General features: G+C 60.2%; 14 protein-coding genes. 9 read left to right on the top strand and 5 right to left on the bottom strand.

The annotated features are described in order from the left end of the window. The first annotated feature begins 9 nt into the window (after positions 1-9). From AC2I9W_RS03550 to AC2I9W_RS03540, 3 genes are all read left to right on the top strand, one after another. A complete protein-coding gene (locus AC2I9W_RS03550; RefSeq protein WP_486408643.1) occupies positions 10-1092 on the top strand; it encodes an ATP-binding protein in 1083 nt (360 codons plus the stop codon). A gap of 169 nt (positions 1093-1261) precedes the next feature. Next, positions 1262-3850: a DUF5682 family protein gene (locus tag AC2I9W_RS03545; protein WP_486408642.1), complete on the top strand. Its 2589-nt coding sequence runs from the start codon at positions 1262-1264 to the stop codon at positions 3848-3850. After that, positions 3850-5058, top strand: a complete 1209-nt coding sequence (locus tag AC2I9W_RS03540; protein ID WP_486408641.1) for a VWA domain-containing protein — start codon at positions 3850-3852, stop codon at positions 5056-5058. The genes AC2I9W_RS03545 and AC2I9W_RS03540 overlap by 1 nt, the downstream gene beginning before the upstream one ends. A gap of 15 nt (positions 5059-5073) precedes the next feature. Here the strand turns inward: AC2I9W_RS03540 and AC2I9W_RS03535 are convergent, their stop codons facing one another. Next, on the bottom strand, positions 5074-5283 hold the full coding sequence (locus tag AC2I9W_RS03535) for a hypothetical protein (RefSeq protein ID WP_486408710.1): 210 nt from the start codon (positions 5281-5283) through the stop codon (positions 5074-5076). 144 nt (positions 5284-5427) lie between these two features. Here AC2I9W_RS03535 and AC2I9W_RS03530 point away from each other — a divergent pair, with 144 nt between their 5' ends. After that, positions 5428-6441, top strand: coding sequence for a DUF808 domain-containing protein (locus tag AC2I9W_RS03530; protein WP_486408640.1), 1014 nt, complete (start codon positions 5428-5430; stop codon positions 6439-6441). Between the two features lie 234 nt (positions 6442-6675). Then, positions 6676-7284: an OmpW/AlkL family protein gene (locus tag AC2I9W_RS03525; protein ID WP_486408639.1), complete on the top strand. Its 609-nt coding sequence runs from the start codon at positions 6676-6678 to the stop codon at positions 7282-7284. 245 nt (positions 7285-7529) lie between these two features. Here the strand turns inward: AC2I9W_RS03525 and AC2I9W_RS03520 are convergent, their stop codons facing one another. From AC2I9W_RS03520 to AC2I9W_RS03510, 3 genes are all read right to left on the bottom strand, one after another. Beyond that, complete coding sequence (locus AC2I9W_RS03520) at positions 7530-8807, bottom strand: O-acetylhomoserine aminocarboxypropyltransferase/cysteine synthase family protein (RefSeq protein WP_486408638.1); 1278 nt, start codon at positions 8805-8807, stop codon at positions 7530-7532. Positions 8808-9048: 241 nt separating this feature from the next. Beyond that, positions 9049-9705 carry a 3'-5' exonuclease gene (locus tag AC2I9W_RS03515; RefSeq protein WP_486408637.1) on the bottom strand — a complete coding sequence of 219 codons (657 nt, stop codon included), beginning with the start codon at positions 9703-9705 and terminating at the stop codon, positions 9049-9051. Between the two features lie 333 nt (positions 9706-10038). Beyond that, a complete protein-coding gene (locus AC2I9W_RS03510) occupies positions 10039-10839 on the bottom strand; it encodes an SDR family NAD(P)-dependent oxidoreductase (protein WP_486408636.1) in 801 nt (266 codons plus the stop codon). A gap of 308 nt (positions 10840-11147) precedes the next feature. Here AC2I9W_RS03510 and AC2I9W_RS03505 point away from each other — a divergent pair, with 308 nt between their 5' ends. The 3 genes from AC2I9W_RS03505 (at position 11148) to AC2I9W_RS03495 (ending at position 14400) form a co-directional block, all read left to right on the top strand. After that, on the top strand, positions 11148-11909 hold the full coding sequence (locus AC2I9W_RS03505) for an SDR family NAD(P)-dependent oxidoreductase (protein WP_486408635.1): 762 nt from the start codon (positions 11148-11150) through the stop codon (positions 11907-11909). 13 nt (positions 11910-11922) lie between these two features. Continuing rightward, positions 11923-13386, top strand: coding sequence for a flavin-containing monooxygenase (locus tag AC2I9W_RS03500; RefSeq protein ID WP_486408634.1), 1464 nt, complete (start codon positions 11923-11925; stop codon positions 13384-13386). Positions 13387-13458: 72 nt separating this feature from the next. Continuing rightward, entirely contained in the window at positions 13459-14400 is a 942-nt protein-coding gene (locus tag AC2I9W_RS03495) for an alpha/beta hydrolase (RefSeq protein ID WP_486408633.1), read from the top strand. A 259-nt stretch (positions 14401-14659) separates the two neighbouring features. Here the strand turns inward: AC2I9W_RS03495 and AC2I9W_RS03490 are convergent, their stop codons facing one another. Further along, positions 14660-16678, bottom strand: coding sequence for a peptidase U32 family protein (locus AC2I9W_RS03490; protein ID WP_486408632.1), 2019 nt, complete (start codon positions 16676-16678; stop codon positions 14660-14662). A 456-nt stretch (positions 16679-17134) separates the two neighbouring features. Here AC2I9W_RS03490 and AC2I9W_RS03485 point away from each other — a divergent pair, with 456 nt between their 5' ends. Continuing rightward, positions 17135-18346, top strand: a complete 1212-nt coding sequence (locus tag AC2I9W_RS03485) for a branched-chain amino acid ABC transporter substrate-binding protein (RefSeq protein ID WP_486408631.1) — start codon at positions 17135-17137, stop codon at positions 18344-18346. The last annotated feature ends 12 nt before the right edge of the window (positions 18347-18358 follow it).

Raw genomic sequence — 18358 nt, 5'->3', positions numbered from 1 at the left:
GAAGACACCATGAGCCAAGTCCTGCGTCAGCACGCCGAACAGCAATTTGCCGAAGAACTCGACGCCTTGCAGAAGGTGGACGATCGTCCACGTCCCCCGAACTGGAAGCTCTCGCCCTGGGCGGTTCTGCAGTACCTGATGGGCGGCAAACTCAGCAATGGTTTCGAGGTCAGCGCCAAGTACATCGGTAACCCGCGCCTGATGGAGATTGCCGTCTCCACCCTGGCCACCGACCGCGCCCTGCTGCTGTATGGCGTGCCCGGCACGGCCAAGTCCTGGGTGTCCGAGCACTTGTCGGCGGCCGTCAGCGGCGACTCGACCATGCTGATCCAGGGAACGGCGGGCACCAGCGAAGAGCAACTGCGCTACGGCTGGAACTACGCCCAGCTGCTGGCCCACGGTCCATCCGAGAAAGCGCTGATCCCCAGCCCACTGGTCAACGCCATGAAGCTGGGCAAGATCGCCCGTATCGAAGAGCTGACCCGCATCCCCGCCGATGTGCAGGACACCTTGATCACCGTGCTGTCTGAAAAGACCTTGCCCGTGCCTGAGCTGGGCATGGAGTTCCAGGCCGTGCCGGGCTTCTCGGTCATTGCCACGGCTAACAACCGTGACAAGGGTGTGAACGAGCTTTCCAGCGCCTTGAAGCGCCGCTTCAACACCGTGGTGCTGCCCGTGCCAGCCTCGCAGGATGAGGAGGTGCAGATCGTCACCAAGCGCGTGGCCGAGCAAAGCCGCGCACTGCAACTGCCCGCCGAAGCACCCGCGCTGCAGGAAGTGCGCCGCGTGGTGCAGATCTTTCGCGAGCTGCGCAACGGCCAGACCGAAGACGGCAAGACCGTGCGCGTGAAGTCGCCCAGCTCCACGCTGTCCACGGCAGAGGCCATCTCGGTCATCAACAGCGGCATGGCGCTGGCCGGCCACTTTGGCGATGGCGTGCTGAGCGCCAACGATGTGGCATCGGGCCTGCTGGGCGCGGTCATTAAAGACCCGGTGCAGGACACGGTGGTGTGGAAGGAGTATCTGGAGACCGTGGTCAAGGAAAGGGCGGATTGGAAGGATCTGTACCGCGCCTGCCGCGAGCAGCTTTGATCTTGTATTAGCGACTAATACAGCTCTTGATACTTCGTTGCACAAGCTCGCCGTAGCGCTGCTACTGTCTTCGCTTGTGACGCCTCGTCTCAAACGCCCATCTGCGATGGGCTGAGCTGTCTTAGCCGCTTGAGCTTGCTTTCCTTTTTCTTTGCAGCTAGACAAGCCCATGGCCACTTCCGCTGATTTGATTCATTTTTTTGGCATACGCCACCACGGCCCGGGCTGTGCGCGCAGCCTGCTGCAGGCGCTTGAGCAATTGCAGCCCGATTGCCTGCTGGTCGAGGGCCCGCCCGAGGGCGAGGCGCTGCTGCCCATGCTGCAAAGCGCCGAGCTGCGCCCGCCCGTGGCCATGCTGGTCTATATGCAGGACGCGCCCAGCCAGGCGGCGTTTTATCCGTTTGCCGAGTTTTCGCCCGAGTGGCAGGCCCTGCAATGGGCCAGTCGCCAGGGCGTTGCCACGCGCTTTATCGACCTGCCGCAAACCCATGCCATGGCCATCGAATTTGCGCGGTGCGAGGCTTTGAAGAAGGCGATGGAAGAAGCCGAGGCACAGGAAGGTGATGGCGATTCGGAGGCCGAGGAAAAGGCCCAAGAAGAGGGCGATGCACTGCTGGTGGACACCGCAGAAGCTGTTGATGCAGAGAGCGCCGATGCTGCCGTGCATGAACTGAGCGCCGAAACCCAGCACCGCGATCCGCTGGACTGGCTGGCCCATGCTGCCGGCTTTGAAGACGGCGAGAGCTGGTGGAACCGACTGGTGGAAGAGCGTGGCCATCAGGGCGGTGGTAGTGAAGCGCTGTTTGAATCCATCAACGAAGCCATGACCGCTGTGCGCAGTGAACTGGCAAAAGATGGGGAAGGCGCTGCAGAACATTGGCGCGGCCAGGACTATGTGCAGCGCGAAGCCATGCGCGAGGCGCATATGCGCCAGTGCATCCGCGAGGCGACCAAGGCGGGCTTTCAGCGCATTGCCGTGGTCTGCGGCGCCTGGCATGTACCGGCACTGAAAGAGCGTGTGACAGCCAAGGCCGACGCCGCTTTGCTCAAGGGCTTGCCCAAGGCCAAGGTGCAGGCGACCTGGGCGCCGTGGACTTATCGCAATCTGGCCAGCAGCAGCGGCTATGGTGCGGGCGTTACCTCACCGGGCTGGTACGAGCATCTGTGGCGCTGTTACAAGCGTGATGTGGAGTCAAAACAGGCTCAAGCGCAGGATAGCCAAGCGCTAGTAGCTCCTAAAAGCATAGTCAGCGAAGCCACGGTACGCACCGCAGGCTGGCTTGTGCGCGTGGCGCATTTGCTGCGCGATAAAGATCTGGACTGCTCCAGCGCCCACATCATCGAGGCCACGCGCCTGGCCACCAGTCTGGCTGCGCTGCGCGGCCAGCCCACGCCGGGGCTGGAGGAGATTAACGAGGCCATCGTCACCGTGGTCTGCATGGGCGAGACCGCGCCGCTCAAGCTCATAGACGACGAGCTGACAGTGGGCCATGTGCTGGGCAGCGTACCCGCCGATGTGCCCCAAGTGCCGCTGCAGCGCGATATCGAGCAGCAGCAAAAGTCGCTGCGCATGAAGCCCGAGGTAGCGGCCAAGCTGCTGGCGCTGGATTTGCGCAAGGACACGGATCTGGCACGCAGCCATTTTTTGCACCGCTTGCGCCTGCTGGGCATTGACTGGGGTACGCCCGCACAGGACGCCCAGCGCAACCGCGGCACCTTCCGCGAAAGCTGGCAGCTGCAGTGGCAGCCCGAGCTGGCCGTGCGCATCATCGAGGCCAGCGTGCACGGCGCAACCGTCTCCCAGGCCGCCACGGCCAAGCTGCGTGCCAGCCTGACACCCGAGACCGCGCTGCCCGAGATTGCGCAGGCCATTGATGATGCACTGCTGGCCAATCTGCCGCAGTTGGTCGAGGCCTTGATTGAAACTCTGGCCGAGCGCGCCGCCACCACGGGCGATGTGGCCCAGCTGTTGCAGGCCTTGCCGCCGCTGGCCAATGTCTATCGCTACGGCAGCGTGCGCCAGACCGACACGGCCCTGCTGGCCACGGTGATCGACTCGCTGGTGCTGCGCGCGGCCATTGGCCTGCCCGTGGCCTGCATGGCCATGGACGAAGACGCCGCAGCGGCCATGAAAATCAAGGTGCTGGCCGCCCACGAGGCGCTGCGCTTGCGCGGCACGGATGGCGAAGCCCAAGAGGCTGTGGACGCCTGGCGCGCCGCGCTGCGCAGTCTGGCCATGGGCGATGCGGCGGCAGCGCTGCTGCGCGGCATGGCCTGCCGTTTGCTGCTGGATGAACATCTGCTGGAAAGCGCCGAGGTCGTACGCCAGTTCAACCGCAACCTCTCACTGGGCGCCGCACCCATGGATGTGGCGGCATGGCTCGATGGATTCTTGAACAAGCAGGCCCTGGTGCTGCTGCATGACGAAACCATCTGGGGCGCGGTCGATGCCTGGCTCACTGGCTTGGGCGAGGTGCAGTTTGCGCAAATCCTGCCGCTGGTGCGCCGCAGCTTTTCGGACTTCAGCAAGCATGAGCGCCAAAGCCTGGGCGAGAAAGCCAAGCGTTCGCCCGTGACCGGTGCGGCGCAGACTGCGCCCGTGGCCAGTGGTGATGAAGCCGGGCTCTGGGACGAGCGTCGCGCCGCGCTGGCGCTGCCGGTGCTCAATGCACTTTTGGGCTTGAATCTGCCCCAAGCGCAGATGGAGCAAGCGCCAGCAGCTATTGATTTTGAATCTGCCGCAGCAAAGGTGGGATGATGAACGCGAAACTGAACACCGCTGACCAAGAGCAGGAAATGGCCGGACAGGAGCTGCAACCCACCTCGCGGCTGCAGCGCTGGCGCATGGTGCTGGGCAGTCCGGCCGATGCCAGCTGCGGCACCGTGGGCGGCCGCCTGCAGGAAATGGACCAGGCCCTGGCCGCACTCTATGAGGAAGACAGCAAGCTGGCCTCGCGCAAGGGTGGGCGTGGCAATTCTTCGCCATCGGTTTCGCGCTGGCTGGGCGATATCCGCAAATACTTTCCGAGCCAGGTCGTGCAGGTCATGCAGCGCGACGCGATGGAGCGGCTGAACCTGCGCGAGCTGCTGCTGCAGCCCGAGATGCTGGAGAGCGTGCAGCCCGATGTGCACCTGGTGGCGGACCTGATTTCGCTGGGCTCGGTGATTCCGCAGAACACCAAGGCCACGGCGGGGCTGGTGGTGCGCAAGGTGGTGGACGAGCTGATGAAAAAGCTCGAGGAGCCCATGCGCAGTGCGGTGGCCGGGGCGCTGGACCGCAGCCAGCGCAACCGACGCCCGCGCCATGCCGAGATTGACTGGAATCGCACCATCCGCGCCAATCTGCGCCACTGGCAGCCCGAGTACAAAACCATCGTGCCCGAGACGCTGATCGGCTATGGCCGCAAGGCCCGCCGCCCGCAGCGCGAGGTGATTCTGTGCATTGACCAGAGCGGGTCCATGGCCAACTCGGTCGTCTATTCCAGCATCTTTGGCGCGGTGATGGCCAGCCTGCCGGCCGTTTCCACCAAGCTGGTGGTGTTCGATACGGCCGTGGTGGATCTGACCGACAAGCTCGACGACCCGGTCGATGTGCTGTTTGGCGTGCAACTGGGCGGCGGCACCGACATCAACGGTGCGGTGGGTTACTGCCAAAGCCTCATCAGCGAGCCGCGCAACACGATTCTGGTGCTGATCTCCGACCTGTACGAGGGAGGGGTGGAAGCCGGCCTGCTGCGCCGTGCCAACGAGCTGGTGGAGTCCGGCGTGCAGATGATTGCGCTGCCCGCGCTCAGCGACGAGGGCGCACCGGCCTATGACGCGGCGCTGGCCGCCAAGCTGGCCGCCCTGGGCGTGCCCTCATTTGCCTGCACGCCCGATGCCTTCCCGCAGTTGATGGCCGCCGCTATCCGCCGTGATGATGTGGCCGCGTGGGCGGCGACGCAGGGTTTCAAGACCAGCAAGTAACTGGCCTCTCAAACCTCAGTCCGGCAATTCCACGCCAAGCTGGGCCAGCTTGGCGGCTGCCACATCGCGGCGGCGCGCAGCCTTGGCTGCTGTTTCGCTGACGGCGGCAATGGTCTTGGGGCCTTTTCCTGCAGCAGCTTTGACCAGCTCGGCTTTCTTGGCAGCTTCTGCGGCCAGGTTGCGGTAGCTGGCAATCAGTTCGGCGTGGGCAATGGCTTGGGTCACAGGGCGTCCGTTCAAAAAAGGCGCTCATTGTCGCTGTAAACGCTTCGGCAGCAAGTCTTACGGCGTGTGTGGGGCATTTTCTGTCGCTGATAGGACATGGTTTGCAGGCATGATGGCGGCCATTAAAACTAACTGGGGTGTGCGATGGCAGGTGCCGGACTTTTGATGTTGCTGGATGACATTACAGCTTTGCTGGATGACGTGGCGCTGATGACCAAAACGGCGGCCGGCAAAAGTACGGCGATTATGGATGATGTGGCCATGCAGACCAAGGTGGCCATGCAGAAGACGGCGGGCGTGCTGGGCGACGATCTGGCGCTCAATGCCGAGCAGGTCACAGGGGTCAAGGCGAATCGCGAGCTGCCTGTGGTGTGGGCCGTGGCCAAGGGCTCGCTGATGAACAAGGCTGTTTTGGTGCCGGCGGCCTTGCTGATCAGCGCTTTTGCTCCCTGGCTGATCACACCGCTGCTGATGATTGGTGGAGCCTTTCTGTGCTTTGAGGGTGTGGAGAAAATCCTGCATCTGTTTCACAAGAAAAATGCCCATAAAACCGAAGAAATCATTGTGGATGCTGAAGAAGCTACTCTCAAAGGCGTAGCGCCATCCTCGCTGCGTGCCGCGCGTGAAAAGCAGATGGATCCACTGGCCTATGAGCAGCAAAAGGTCAAGGGCGCTATCCGCACCGACTTCATCTTGTCTGCCGAAATCATGGCCATTGCTCTGGGAACTGTGGCGACCAAGCCCATCTGGGAGCAGGGTGCGGTGCTGGTGGCCGTGGCGCTGGCGATTACGGTGTTTGTCTATGGCCTGGTGGCGGGCATTGTGCGCATGGACGATGTGGGCGCCTGGCTGATGGCCAAGTCCAGCAATGCGGCCAAGGCCATGGGGCGTGGCCTGATTGCCTTCACACCCTGGCTGATGCGGGGCCTGTCCATTGTGGGAACGGCCGCCATGTTCATGGTGGGCGGCAGCCTGCTGGTGCATGGCATAGGCCCCATCGAGCACTGGGTGCAGACCGTGATTGCACCCATGGGCGGCGTGGTCGCAGCCCTGGGTCCGGTGCTGGTACATGTGGTGGTGGGAGCCATCATTGGCGCAGCCGTGGTGGTGTGTGTGGAGCTGTGGCAAAAGCTGCGCCCCGCAAAGGCTGCGCACTAAGTACGCTCTAACCAGCCCGGCTGGCATTAGCACTGCATGAGGGGTGCTGGCTTGCGCTGAATCAGAAACTGATTAGACGAATAGCGGTCGTGGCCAGGGTGCAACGATCGCTTTTTTCGTGGCGGCTCCTGAGGTGCACATTGATTTGGGACAAACCCGCAGACGGGGAGCTTTGTTTCAATCAAGGGCATAGGAAGTGCATAACGCTTCCCCAGATTACTTCAAGGAAAACCCATGAAAAAGACTTTGATCGCGATTGCCGCTGCTGCCAGCGCTTTGACTGCAGGTACAGCCTTTGCTCAATCCTTTGATGGCACCAGCCCCTGGCAGATCCGCGTGCGTGCTCTGCACCTGGACAGCGACAACGGTGGCGCTGCCGGTAATGCAGGTGTGAGCATCAACAACAAGTGGATGCCTGAAGTGGACGTGTCTTACTACTTCACGCCCAATATCGCCGCTGAGCTGATTCTGACCTACCCCCAAAAGCATGATGTGCGTCTGGGTGGCGAAAAGGTGGGTTCGCTCAAGCATCTGCCTCCCACCTTGCTGGCTCAGTACCACTTCACCAACTTCGGCGCCTTCAAGCCTTATGTGGGTGCTGGTGTGAACTACACGCGCTTCTCGAATGTGAACATTGCCGATGGTGCCGTGACCGTGAAGAAGAACAGCTTTGGCGGTGCGCTGCAGATTGGTTTTGACTACGCGCTGGACAAGAACTGGTCGCTGAACTTCGACGTCAAGAAGGTGTATCTGGGCACCAAGGTCACCGGCGCTGGTCTGGAGAATGCCAAGTTCAAGGTCGACCCATGGCTGGTCGGCGTGGGCGTGGGCTATCGCTTCTGATAGCTGCACGGCAAAGAGTGTGATCGCTTCTGGCCTTCTTCCCGGAAGTGATGCACGCACCGCAGGCTCTGTGGTGCAAGGAAGTCATCGGGGTGGTCTGCCTTAATGTCTTCCGAGGCTAGGGTGTATGTTTAGATCGGTACTCCGCAAGCGCGGGTACCGATTTTTTTATGCTGGGCGAAAGGGCGGGGTGGTGTTCCGCCCGCCCTTGGGGCTCGCCCAGATCAGGCGAGCCTGGCCGGGAGTCAGACCTTGTCCAGCGCCTGGTTCAGGTCTGCCAGCAGGTCGTCGATGTGCTCAATGCCCACGGACAGACGCACCATGCCTTCGGTCACGCCGGCCTTGGCCAGCTCGGCCGCGTCCAGCTGGCGGTGGGTGGTCGATGCTGGATGGGTGGCCAGCGACTTGGCATCGCCAATGTTCACGAGGCGGGTGAACAGCTGCAGCGCGTCCAGGAAACGTGCACCGGCTTCGCGACCGCCGTCGCCCTTGAGGCTGAACGACAAAATGCCCGAGGCACGGCCGCCCGACTGCTTTTGCACAATCGCGTGGTCGGGGTGGTCCTTCAGGCCTGCATAGCGCACCCATTCCACCTTGGGGTGGTTTTGCAGGGTTTCGGCAATTTTTTGCGAGTTCTCGCAAATGCGGTCCATGCGCAGGGCCAGGGTCTCGATGCCTTGCAGAATCTGGAAGGCATTTTGTGGCGAGATGGCGGCACCCATATTGCGCAGCGGCACCACGCGGGCGCGGCCGATGAAGGCAGCTGGGCCCAGGGCTTCGGTATAGACCACGCCGTGGTAGCTGACGTCCGGCTCGTTCAGGCGCTTGAAGCGCTCCTTGTGCTCCGCCCAAGGGAACTTGCCGCTGTCCACAATCGCGCCGCCCACGCTGGTGCCGTGGCCGCCCAGGTACTTGGTCAGCGAGTGCACGACGATGTCGGCGCCAAACTCGAAGGGGCGCAGCAGATAGGGCGAGGGCACGGTGTTGTCCACGATCAGCGGCACGCCGTGGGCGTGAGCCACATCGGCCAGCGCCTGAATGTCGGTCACGTTGCCCAGCGGGTTGCCGATGGATTCGATGAACACGGCCTTGGTCTTGGCATCGATCAGCTTGCCAAAGCTGGCCGGATCGCGCGGGTCGGCAAAGCGCACCTCAATGCCTTGCTGCGGGAAGGTGTGGGCGAACAGGTTGTAGGTGCCGCCATAGAGCGTGCTGGCGCTGATGATGTTGTCGCCGGCTTCGGCCAGTGTCTGAATCGCCGCGGTGATGGCGGCCATGCCCGATGCCACGGCCAGCGCGGCAATGCCGCCCTCCAGCGCCGCCACGCGCTTTTCCAGCACGTCGGTGGTGGGGTTCATGATGCGGGTGTAGATATTGCCCGGCACCTTCAAGTCAAACAGGTCGGCGCCATGCTGGGCGCTGTCGAACGCATAGGCCACCGTCTGGTAGATGGGGACGGCGCAGGATTTGGTGGTGGGGTCCGGGGAGTAGCCGGCATGAACGGCGAGGGTTTCAATGCGCATGAGCGTGTCTCTATATCGTTGGTGAAGGACGCAAGTGCCCGAGGCAGGGGGATGCCTCCGGCACTCTGAGCGACTGTGCATTATGAGGAAGACGCAGCGACCTGTGGGCAATGGCGATCCTGCGGCGGGGGCGAAGAGGTTGCCGAATTGCAAAAAAGGAGCGCCTGGCGCTTGCTAGTAGATGATTTCAGATCAAAAACTATCTGAAATCGATGTATTGCAAGCGTCATGCGCTCCCCTTTTAGGTGTGCCGCCTTGAGGGAGTGACCTGTGCACGGCGTGCGGGCGGTGCGGGAACTGTGCTTTCCCAGTCTGCCAAATGCGCATAAATCACGGCCGGGGCATGGGCGTCGTTGGCGGCATAGCGGCGCTGGGCAGGGCTGAGTTGCGTTGCGGCCCAGTTCGAAGTCGTCGTGCGCTTGGACTTGTGAAAACTTTTTTGCAACACCAAAGCGGCTGCGGCGCGCACCCCCACCGAGGAGCCGTAGCCCAGTCGCTTGAAGCGGCTGTCCAGATCCTGGATATTGACCAGCGGCGCGCCCAGGCGGCGCGGCAGCGAGTGCTTGTCGTTGTCCAACCCGAAACCGACTTTGCAGATATGGCCTGCGGCCAGCACCCAGCGTGACAGCTCCAGTGCCAGTGGCAGATGCAGCTGCAGCAACCAGGCCTGGCTCACGGTGGCGAGCTGAACCAGGTGTGGGCCGCTGTCGTGCTGGCCCACGTTGAAAAGGGGTTTGCTTTCTGTATCGAAGCCCAGCACGGGTTCTGCGCGCATGGCTTGCAAAGCCGCTTCAAGCTCGGCTTCGGTTTGCGGAATATGAATGGCATGTTCTGGCAATTCCAGAAACGGGGGGAGCAGAGCACTTTCGTCCTTGCTGGGAGCTTTCAGTCTGGGCATGGGAGTGATTACACATCAGCTTTGGGCTTGGGGCTGCCAACTCCGCCCTTGATTCCGCCCTCGATGCGTCGCTGTTTCGCCTAACCCTACCTCTTCGTGCTTCTTTGAGCCTCTTCAGGCTTGTGCATTGCCTGCGGTCTCACGCTTCGTCTCGAGTGAAAAGCGTTGGCTTGCGGGGCGCTCGCTCTTATCCCCAAAGGATGTGGGGCGGGCTGTGGGTAAACGCCGGAACAACTGCGCAAAGCCTTGATGGTCAAGGCTTTGCCGTCATTGCTTAAAAAGTGGGCAGTGCTTCAAGGGCTGTGCAGGGCTGAGCTGCGGCTGCCAAGCGGCTTACGCCTGGGCCTGTGGCGCCCAGGCGAAGATCGGGTCAGCGCGGTTGGCGATGATCTGGTTGCGGGCCTGCAGCAGCGGGTCCAGCATTTCGGGCTGAGGCACGATCCAGTACTCCCCCTTGTCAATGGCAGCAAACACGCGGTGGGCGAACTCATCGGGTGTCAGTCCTTTGGCATCAAGCATCTGCGTCATCATCCCGTGAAACTGGGTGGAGGCATCGGAGGGCTTTTCTCGGAAGATGGCAGTCTTGACTGGGCCGGGAGCGAGTAGCGAGACCTTGATCTCTGGGTTGATGGCGGCCAGTTCATTGGCCAGACTTTCGGTCAGCGCCACAACCGCAAACTTGGTCGCGGAGTAGGGCGCCATCAAGGGACTGGGCAAAAAGCCGCCCACCGATGCCGTGTTGATGATGCGCGCTGGCCGGTCTGCCTTGAGCAGGCGCGGCACAAAGGCGCGCAGGCCGTTGACGATGCCGTTGACATTGACTTGCCAGGCTTGCTGCCACTGGGCGTCGCTGATCTCCCAGCAGTTACCGGTGGATAGAACGCCTGCGTTGTTGAACAGAAGATCAACCTGACCGAAGGCTGCGTAGGCTTTGTCGGCCAGAGCATCCAGAGAGAGTTGCTGGGTCACATCGGTTACGACTGCCAGGGCTTTGGAGCCTAACTCTTGGGCGATTGCGTTGAGGCCGCCTGGGTCCCGGTCCGCTAATACGACCTGCATGCCGCGCGCGACAGCTTCTCTTGCCAGGCCGGCGCCGATGCCGCTGGCCGCACCGGTAATGACAGCTACTTTCATTGATAACCCATTGAAGTCGAGATGCTTTTTATTAAAGCATTCGATAAATGGCTCTGTTTCTCATGCAATCCCGATTGACATATTTTGGGGAGATCCACAGTGTCTTATCGTTTATTACATAAAAACCCTGTGTTGACATAAAAAATGGCGGGGCACAGTGCGTTCAAATGAATTAATGGTTAACCCGAGAGACTGCGAATACATTGTGATTTTGTAAAGAGGAAAATTCACAGTGATTCAATGGCCTGAATTCAGAAGAATGTCGATTACGCGAAGTAATAGCGTTTTGAACATGTATTGGGGTTTTGATGAATTCTGCAATTCAAAAAATGGCGGGTCTTGATGGCAAGCGAATTCTGATCACGGGTGGTGCATCCGGCATTGGGCTGGCAAGTGCAAAGGTGGCGGCCGCCAGCGGGGCACAGGTGATCTGTGCGGACTTGCAGCAGACCCAGGAGCTGCCTGCAGGCTGCCAGTTTCAGCCAATGGATGTCGCTTGCTGGGAGCAAGTGCAGCAGGGTGTTGAAGCGGTGATTGGCCGCTATGGCCAGATCGATGGTCTGGTGGCGTCCGCAGGCATTTCGCGGGTCGGAGACCTGGAGGGTATGACGCTGCAGGAGTGGGAGCAGGTGCTGCAGGTCAACCTTACCGGCAGCATGCATGCAGCCCGTGCAGTGGCTGCCCATATGAAGCAGCGCAAGCAAGGCTCCATCGTGGCCATCGCCAGCATCAACGGCATGCTGGGCAATCCCAGCAATCTGGCCTATTGCGCTTCCAAAGGGGCTGTGATTCAACTGGTGCGCAGTCTGGCGGCAGATTTCGGGCCGCACGGTGTGCGCGTCAATGCCATCAGCCCTGGATTGATCGAGACACCGATGACGGCAGGTCTGGATCAGAGTCCTGCGTTCAACGGCTTTGTCCAGCAGCATTTGCTCAAGCGGCAAGGGCAGGCTTGCGAGGTCGGTAATGCAGTGGCATTTCTTCTCTCGGATATGGCTTCGTTTATAAGTGGCGTCAATTTACCGGTGGATGATGGATTTTCTGCGGCCAAAGTCATTGAAATGTATTGAGGAGATTTAAATCATGAAATATGACGTCATCGTGATTGGGTGTGGAATGTCGGGTATTTTGGCCGCCATTCATCTGAAAGAATCAGGAAAGAAGTTTATTGTTCTGGAGAAGGCGAAAACCCTGGGGGGAACCTGGCGAGATAATACCTATCCAGGATTAACCTGCGATGTTCCTTCGCATGCATATACCTATTCTTTTGAACCGAATCCCGAGTGGTCTCGCGTGCTTCCGCCGGGCGGGGAAATTCAGCAGTATTTCCAGATGGTTTATGAAAAATATGGAATTGCAGATTTTGTCCGTTTCAATACCGAGATTACGCAGGCGCAATGGCAGGGCGATGCCTGGAGTTTGGAAGACCAGCACGGCAATCTCTTTCAGGGGCGGGTTGTAGTGGCCGCTACGGGTGTGCTGCACCACCCCAATTACCCGGAGATCAAAGGGCTGAAAGATTTTGAGGGGGCCACGATTCACAGCGCGCGCTGGGATCATCAGGTGCCGCTGGAGGGAAAGAAGATTGCTGTCATTGGGACGGGGTCCACGGGCGTGCAGATTGTTTCTGCGCTGGCGACGCGGGCCAAGGTTCGCCATTTCCAGCGCACAGCGCAGTGGATTTTTCCGGTTGAGAACCCGGAGTTCACCGCCGAGCAGCGCGCGGAGTTTCGCAGCAATCGCGATCTGCTGATTTATCTGCAGCGTGAGCCTACGTATCTGGCCAATGTGGAGCGCTTTACCGAAGGTGTGCTGGACCCTGATTCAGAGCAGATCCAGGAAATTCAAAAGCTGTGCCAGCAAAACCTGGACAACAGCATTTCAGATCCGGTCTTGCGTCAGAAACTGCAGCCCAATTACCGGGCGGGCTGCAAGCGATTGATTTACTCGCCCGACTATTACCAGGCGATCCAGCACCCGGACTCCGAGCTGATCAGCGAGGGTATAGAGCAGATTGAGAAAAACGGTGTTCGTACCTGCGATGGTGTGCTGCATGAAGTGGACATCATTGTGCTGGCCACCGGTTTCAAGACCGATCGCTATGTGCGCCCCATGCAGGTGACGGGGCTTCAGGGCAAGACACTGGAGCAGGCCTGGAGCGATGTTCCCACGGCCTATAAGTCGATCTCGGTGCCCGACTTTCCCAATCTTTATTTCATGAATGGGCCGACCTCGCCCGTAGGCAACTTCTCGCTGATCGATACCTCGGAGATGCAGTGGGGCTACATCTCTCAGCTGATAGAGAGAGGAGAGCAGGCCGGAGTGGCAGGGCTTTCGGCCAAGCCAGAAGCTCTGGCGCTGTATGACCAGGAACGCAAGCAAGCGGCCAAAGGCTCGGTTTTTGGCTCCGGCTGCAATAGCTGGTATCTGGACAAGAACGGCATTCCCAACACCTGGCCCTGGTCGCAGTCGCGCTTCAGGCAGGAGATGAGCGAGCCCGTATGGCAGGACTACACCCACCACCAGACCGAAGAAATGGCTGCCTGAGCATTGCAGTGAATACATGGGCTGCCTGCCTGACATGCAGGGCAGCCGCTTTCTTGATTTCAAGGATGAACCATGCAGATACACCCCGAACTGGCTGCCGTGCTTGAGCAGTTCAAAGATGCTCCACCCATGGACTTTGTGACGACTCCGGTGCCGCAGATTCGCAAGCTCATGGACCACATGCCTTTCCCGCCTGCCGACTTGCCCATGCATGAGGTGCGAGAGCTTGATATCTCCGGCGGCGATGCTAAGCCTCTCAGGCTGCGCCTGTACCGACCCCGTGCAGCGCAGGCGGCGCCTGTGATGGTCTATTTTCACGGTGGCGGCTGGTGCATAGGCACTCTGGATACCCATGACAACCTCTGCCGTCATCTTGCCCGCATCACCGGAATGAATGTGGTGTCCGTGGACTATCGGCTGGCACCAGAGCATGTGTTTCCGGCAGCTCTGGACGATGCCTATGCTGCGACGCGCTGGGTGGCACAGCATGCCAAAGAGCTGCTGTGTGATGCGCAGCAACTCATGGTGGCAGGCGACAGCGCTGGCGGAAACCTGGCCATTGGAGTTTGCTTGCGGGCCAAGGAGGATGGGTGGAGCGGTATTCGCCAGCAGTTGCTGCTTTATCCGGTCTGCGACTCGAAGATGGATACGTCCTCGCATGCCTTGTATGGGCAAATGCCATTTCTCACCACGGATGCCATGGCCGCGATGTGGCGTCACTATCACCCTGGGACTTCAGTGCATCCACTTGCGTCCATCATGCAGTACCCGGATGTGGCAGGGCTGCCGCCAGCTGTTTTGGTGACGGCGGAGCTGGATATTCTGCGTGATGAAGGCGAGGCCTTTGCCCAGCGTCTTGAGCAGGCGGGTGTGCCGGTCGTCACCATTCGCGCTCAAGGCATGCTCCATGGTTTTGCCAACTTCAGCACCCTGGTGCCGGCGGTGGCAACTCTGCTGGAGAGTGCGTGTGCCAACCTGTCTTTTGCCAAGCTCAAGGGCGGTGACGTCACCTGATTTCTGCAACTGTGCATATGTACAGCAGTGTGTGACATTCACCTCGACTTTTATCCCCGCATCATGTGGACGCTCTTGTGGAAAACTAGGCGCTCAAGTCCTGAAAGCCACGCCAGGTGGTGGTTTGCACGAATTGCCTAAAAAATAGACGATTTGCGAAAAGGTATTAATCCAAGGGTTTGTACTAGTGAAGCTGAGCTAACAAAAAAGCCCCCCAACCGATACCGGTGGAGGGCTTTTTTACGGCATTCAGCGCCGCTCAGGAGAGCTGCTGAGGCGTGGGGCGAGTGCGATAAAACTGCATGGGAGTCTCTTTCATTTCCTTGACATGCTGGTTCATGACAGACTTCTTCATCTTGCCCACCACATGCATCTCGCAGGGCTTGCAGTCAAAGCGCAGCGTGAGCTTTTCCTTGCCGTTGATCAGTTGCAGCGGCTCGGCCTTGATGGTGCCCTTGACGCCAATCACTCCCTTGGCCTGCTTGGGGCACAGGCTCATGGAGAAGCGCACGCAATGCTTGGTGATCATCAGTGAGACTTCGCCTTCCTCTTCCTTGCTTTCGTAGGCGGCATCGATGATCTTCACGCCATGCTTGACGTAGAAGTCATGGGCCTTCTGGTTGTAGACGTTGGCCAGATAGGTCAGCGTGTCTTCAGGGAAGGGCACTGGCGGCTCCACAGGCTGGGCGCGGGGCAGGCGCACAAAGCCGTCGGCGCGGGCCTGCTCCAGTGCAGCCACTGCCTCGCGGCGCAACTGGTTGAGCACTGAGGCAGGCACAAACCAGGGCTGGCTCAGGCTCAGCGAAATATCGTTGACTTCAAAAATCGTCGCACCAAAGCGGCCCAACTGCTCGCGCAGCGTGGTTTCTGCCTTGGTGGCATCCGTGGCGCTCTGGTGCTGCTGCTCGGTACTGGCGGAGCCGACAAAGCCGTCTTCATCGGTCAGGGTTAGCGCAAAGCCCTGAATCGCCCCATTCACGGTTTCCTTGAACTCGGCCCACAGGCCGATACGGCGTTCACTGGACTTTTTCTCCAGTGTGCGCACCCAGTCCATATCGCGGTTGCGGTTGATTTCAAGGCCTTTGCGCAGGTCCTTGAAATCGGCAATTTCGTTCTTGGGGAAGACGCGCCAGATGCCTTTTTTGGCATTCATGCATTCGGCACGGTTGATGTGCACGCCGACCAGTTCCTTTTGCAGGTCGTAGTAGCACAGGCCGTCGCCGTTGTGCAGTTCGGTCGCCTTGTCCGAGCATTCCAGCTCGAACCACCTGTCGCCCACTTGCGTGACCCAGCCGATGGCGCGACCGGGAGTTTTTGGCGTGTCAAACGCACCGATGTTGTCCTGGCGTCCGTTCACGAAGTAATCGGTGAACTCGCGGTTGAAGTTGTGGTCGGGGTTGGGCTCGAACGTGAATGTGGTGCGGCCCGAGGAAGAGCGCGCCAGGGGAGCTTCAGAGAACTCACGCTCTTCGATGATTTCGTCCAGCAGCTTGCGGTAGTGGGCCGTGATGTTCTTCACATAGCCCATGTCCTTGTAGCGTCCCTCGATCTTGAAGCTGCGCACGCCGGCATCAATCAGGGCGCGCAGGTTGTTGCTCTGGTTGTTGTCCTTCATCGACAGCACATGCTTTTCGTGCGCAATGATGCGGCCGCTGGCGTCTGTCACTTCATAGGGCAGGCGGCAAGCCTGGTTGCAGTCGCCACGGTTGGCGCTGCGGCCCGTGTGGGCGTGGGTGATATAGCACTGGCCCGAATAGGCCACGCACAGTGCGCCGTGGATAAAGAATTCAATGCTGGTGCGATTCGGGTCTGTCGCAGCACGCACGGCGGCGATCTGCTTCAAGTCCAGCTCGCGGGCCAGCACGATTTGCGACAGGCCCGCGTCCTGCAGAAAGCGGGCCTTTTCGGGCGTGCGGATGTCGGTCTGGGTGGATGCATGCAGCTGGATGGGGGGCAGATCCAGCTCCAGCAGACCCATGTCCTGGATGATCAGGGCATCGGCACCGGCGTTGTAGATCTGCCAGGCCATGTCGCGCGCGCCTTGCAGCTCATCGTCGCGCAAGATGGTGTTGAGCGTGATGAAGATGCGGCTGCCAAAGCGATGAGCGTGCTTGATGAGCCGCTCCAGATCGCGGATGTCGTTGCCCGCCGTGGCTCGCGCGCCAAAGGCCGGGCCGCCGATATAGACGGCGTCAGCACCATGGTTGATGGCTTCAATGCCGATATCGGCATCACGCGCCGGGGACAGGAGTTCGAGCTGGTGGGGCAGGAGAGACATAGGGGGCGGATTATCTCAGCACCACGCAATTTCAGTGCACAAGTGGGCTTCTGGCAGGCTTTGCTGACTCGATGTTACAAACAGAGGCCCAAGCGCGCCTGAGAGAAGGGGCAGAGCATGTTTAAATCCAGCGTTTTGAGCGGCGGGCAGATATCTTTGATATGCAATGGAGGCACCATGGCTTGGGTGACTCGAGCTAGAGCTGCTTTCAGGCCTTTGGCGCTGCTGCCATCAAAGTCTGAGGCCATGTCCAAGAGCCTTTTAGGAAGGCGCAATCCGGCCTTCGTCCATAGAGGCTGGCTCTTTTTAGAGGGCTGGGGCGGCCAGTTCAGCAGCCATATTGCCAACAGCGAAAATGAGTGCTGAGCGCACAAGCTTCATCTGAGCTTGCGTCGCAGCCGCGTTTTGCCTCTCGTAGGCACTGTGTCAGGCCTCTTGTTTTACCAAGGAGAAAACATGTCCATGACTGTTCGTGTGGCCCTGAGCCGCGGTGTCCGTATCCCCTGTGCATGGGCAATGGCAACCCTTGGTCTGATGTTGGTCACGGGGGCTTATGCATCAGGCCCCAAGGCTGCACCTGACACGGACGAGCGGGCGCTGGTGGTGCGCATTGGTCATGCCGCACCAGTCTCCGGTCCGATAGCGGCCTTGGGCAAAGATGAGGAGAACGGCGTGCGCATGGCCCTTGACGAGCTCAATGCACGCAAGCTGCAACTGGGCGGACGTCGTGTGCAGTGGAAGCTTGAGGCCGGAGACGATGTGGGCGACCCCGGCCAGGCAGTGGCGCAGGCTACACGTTTTTGCGACATGAAAGTGGCGGCTGTAGTGGGGCATCTGCAGTCCGGAAGCACGCTGCCGGCCGCCAGGGTCTATCACGACTGCGGCATTCCCAATATCACGCCGGCAGCGACCAATCCTGCGATTACGGAAGCGGGCTTTGGCGAAACCTTTCGTGTCATTGCCAACGACAAGGCCATGGTGAATGCCTTGCTCGACTACGCCGTCAAGCACCAGGGCGTCAAGCGCCTTGCCATCATTGATGACCGCACGGCCTATGGTCAGGGCATCGTCAAGTTGATCGAGACAGCGGCGGCCGAGCGCGATGTGCAGATCGTGGACAAGCAGTACACCAGCGACAAGGCCACGCAGTTCACGCCCATTCTCACAGCCATCAAGGGCCACAAGCCCGATGCCATTTTCTTTGGCGGCCTCGATGCCCAGGCCGGGCCCATGCTGCGTCAGATGTCGCAGCTGGCCATGGATGATGTCAAGTTTCTGGGCGGTGATGCCCAGTGCTCGGAGCGCCTGCCGGTCTTGGCCGACAAGGCTGCGGCGCTCAAGAATGTCATCTGTGTGATGAGTGGAAGCTCTCTGGGCAATATGCCCGGTGGCCTGGCCTGGAAGAAGAAGTACGACCAGCGCTTTGCAGGCCAATATCAGGTTTACAGCCCCTATGCCTATGACGCGACCATGGTGCTGGCGCGGGCCATGCTGAGTGCGGACTCGGCACTGCCCGAGGCCTATTTGCCCCGCCTGCGTCAGACCCACCACGATGGCGTGACGGGAACGATTGCTTTTGATGCGCAGGGTGAATTGCAGAATCCGCGCGTGACGCTTTATGGCTATCCATCGGGTGAGCGCAAGGAGCTGGCCATCAGCGAGCCATGAGACGGTCTGCAA

Source organism: Comamonas sp. FUJ_7 (assembly GCF_057369555.1).
The sequence above is the reverse complement of the archived record's forward strand: the minus strand, read 5'-3'. Positions and strand labels throughout refer to the sequence as shown.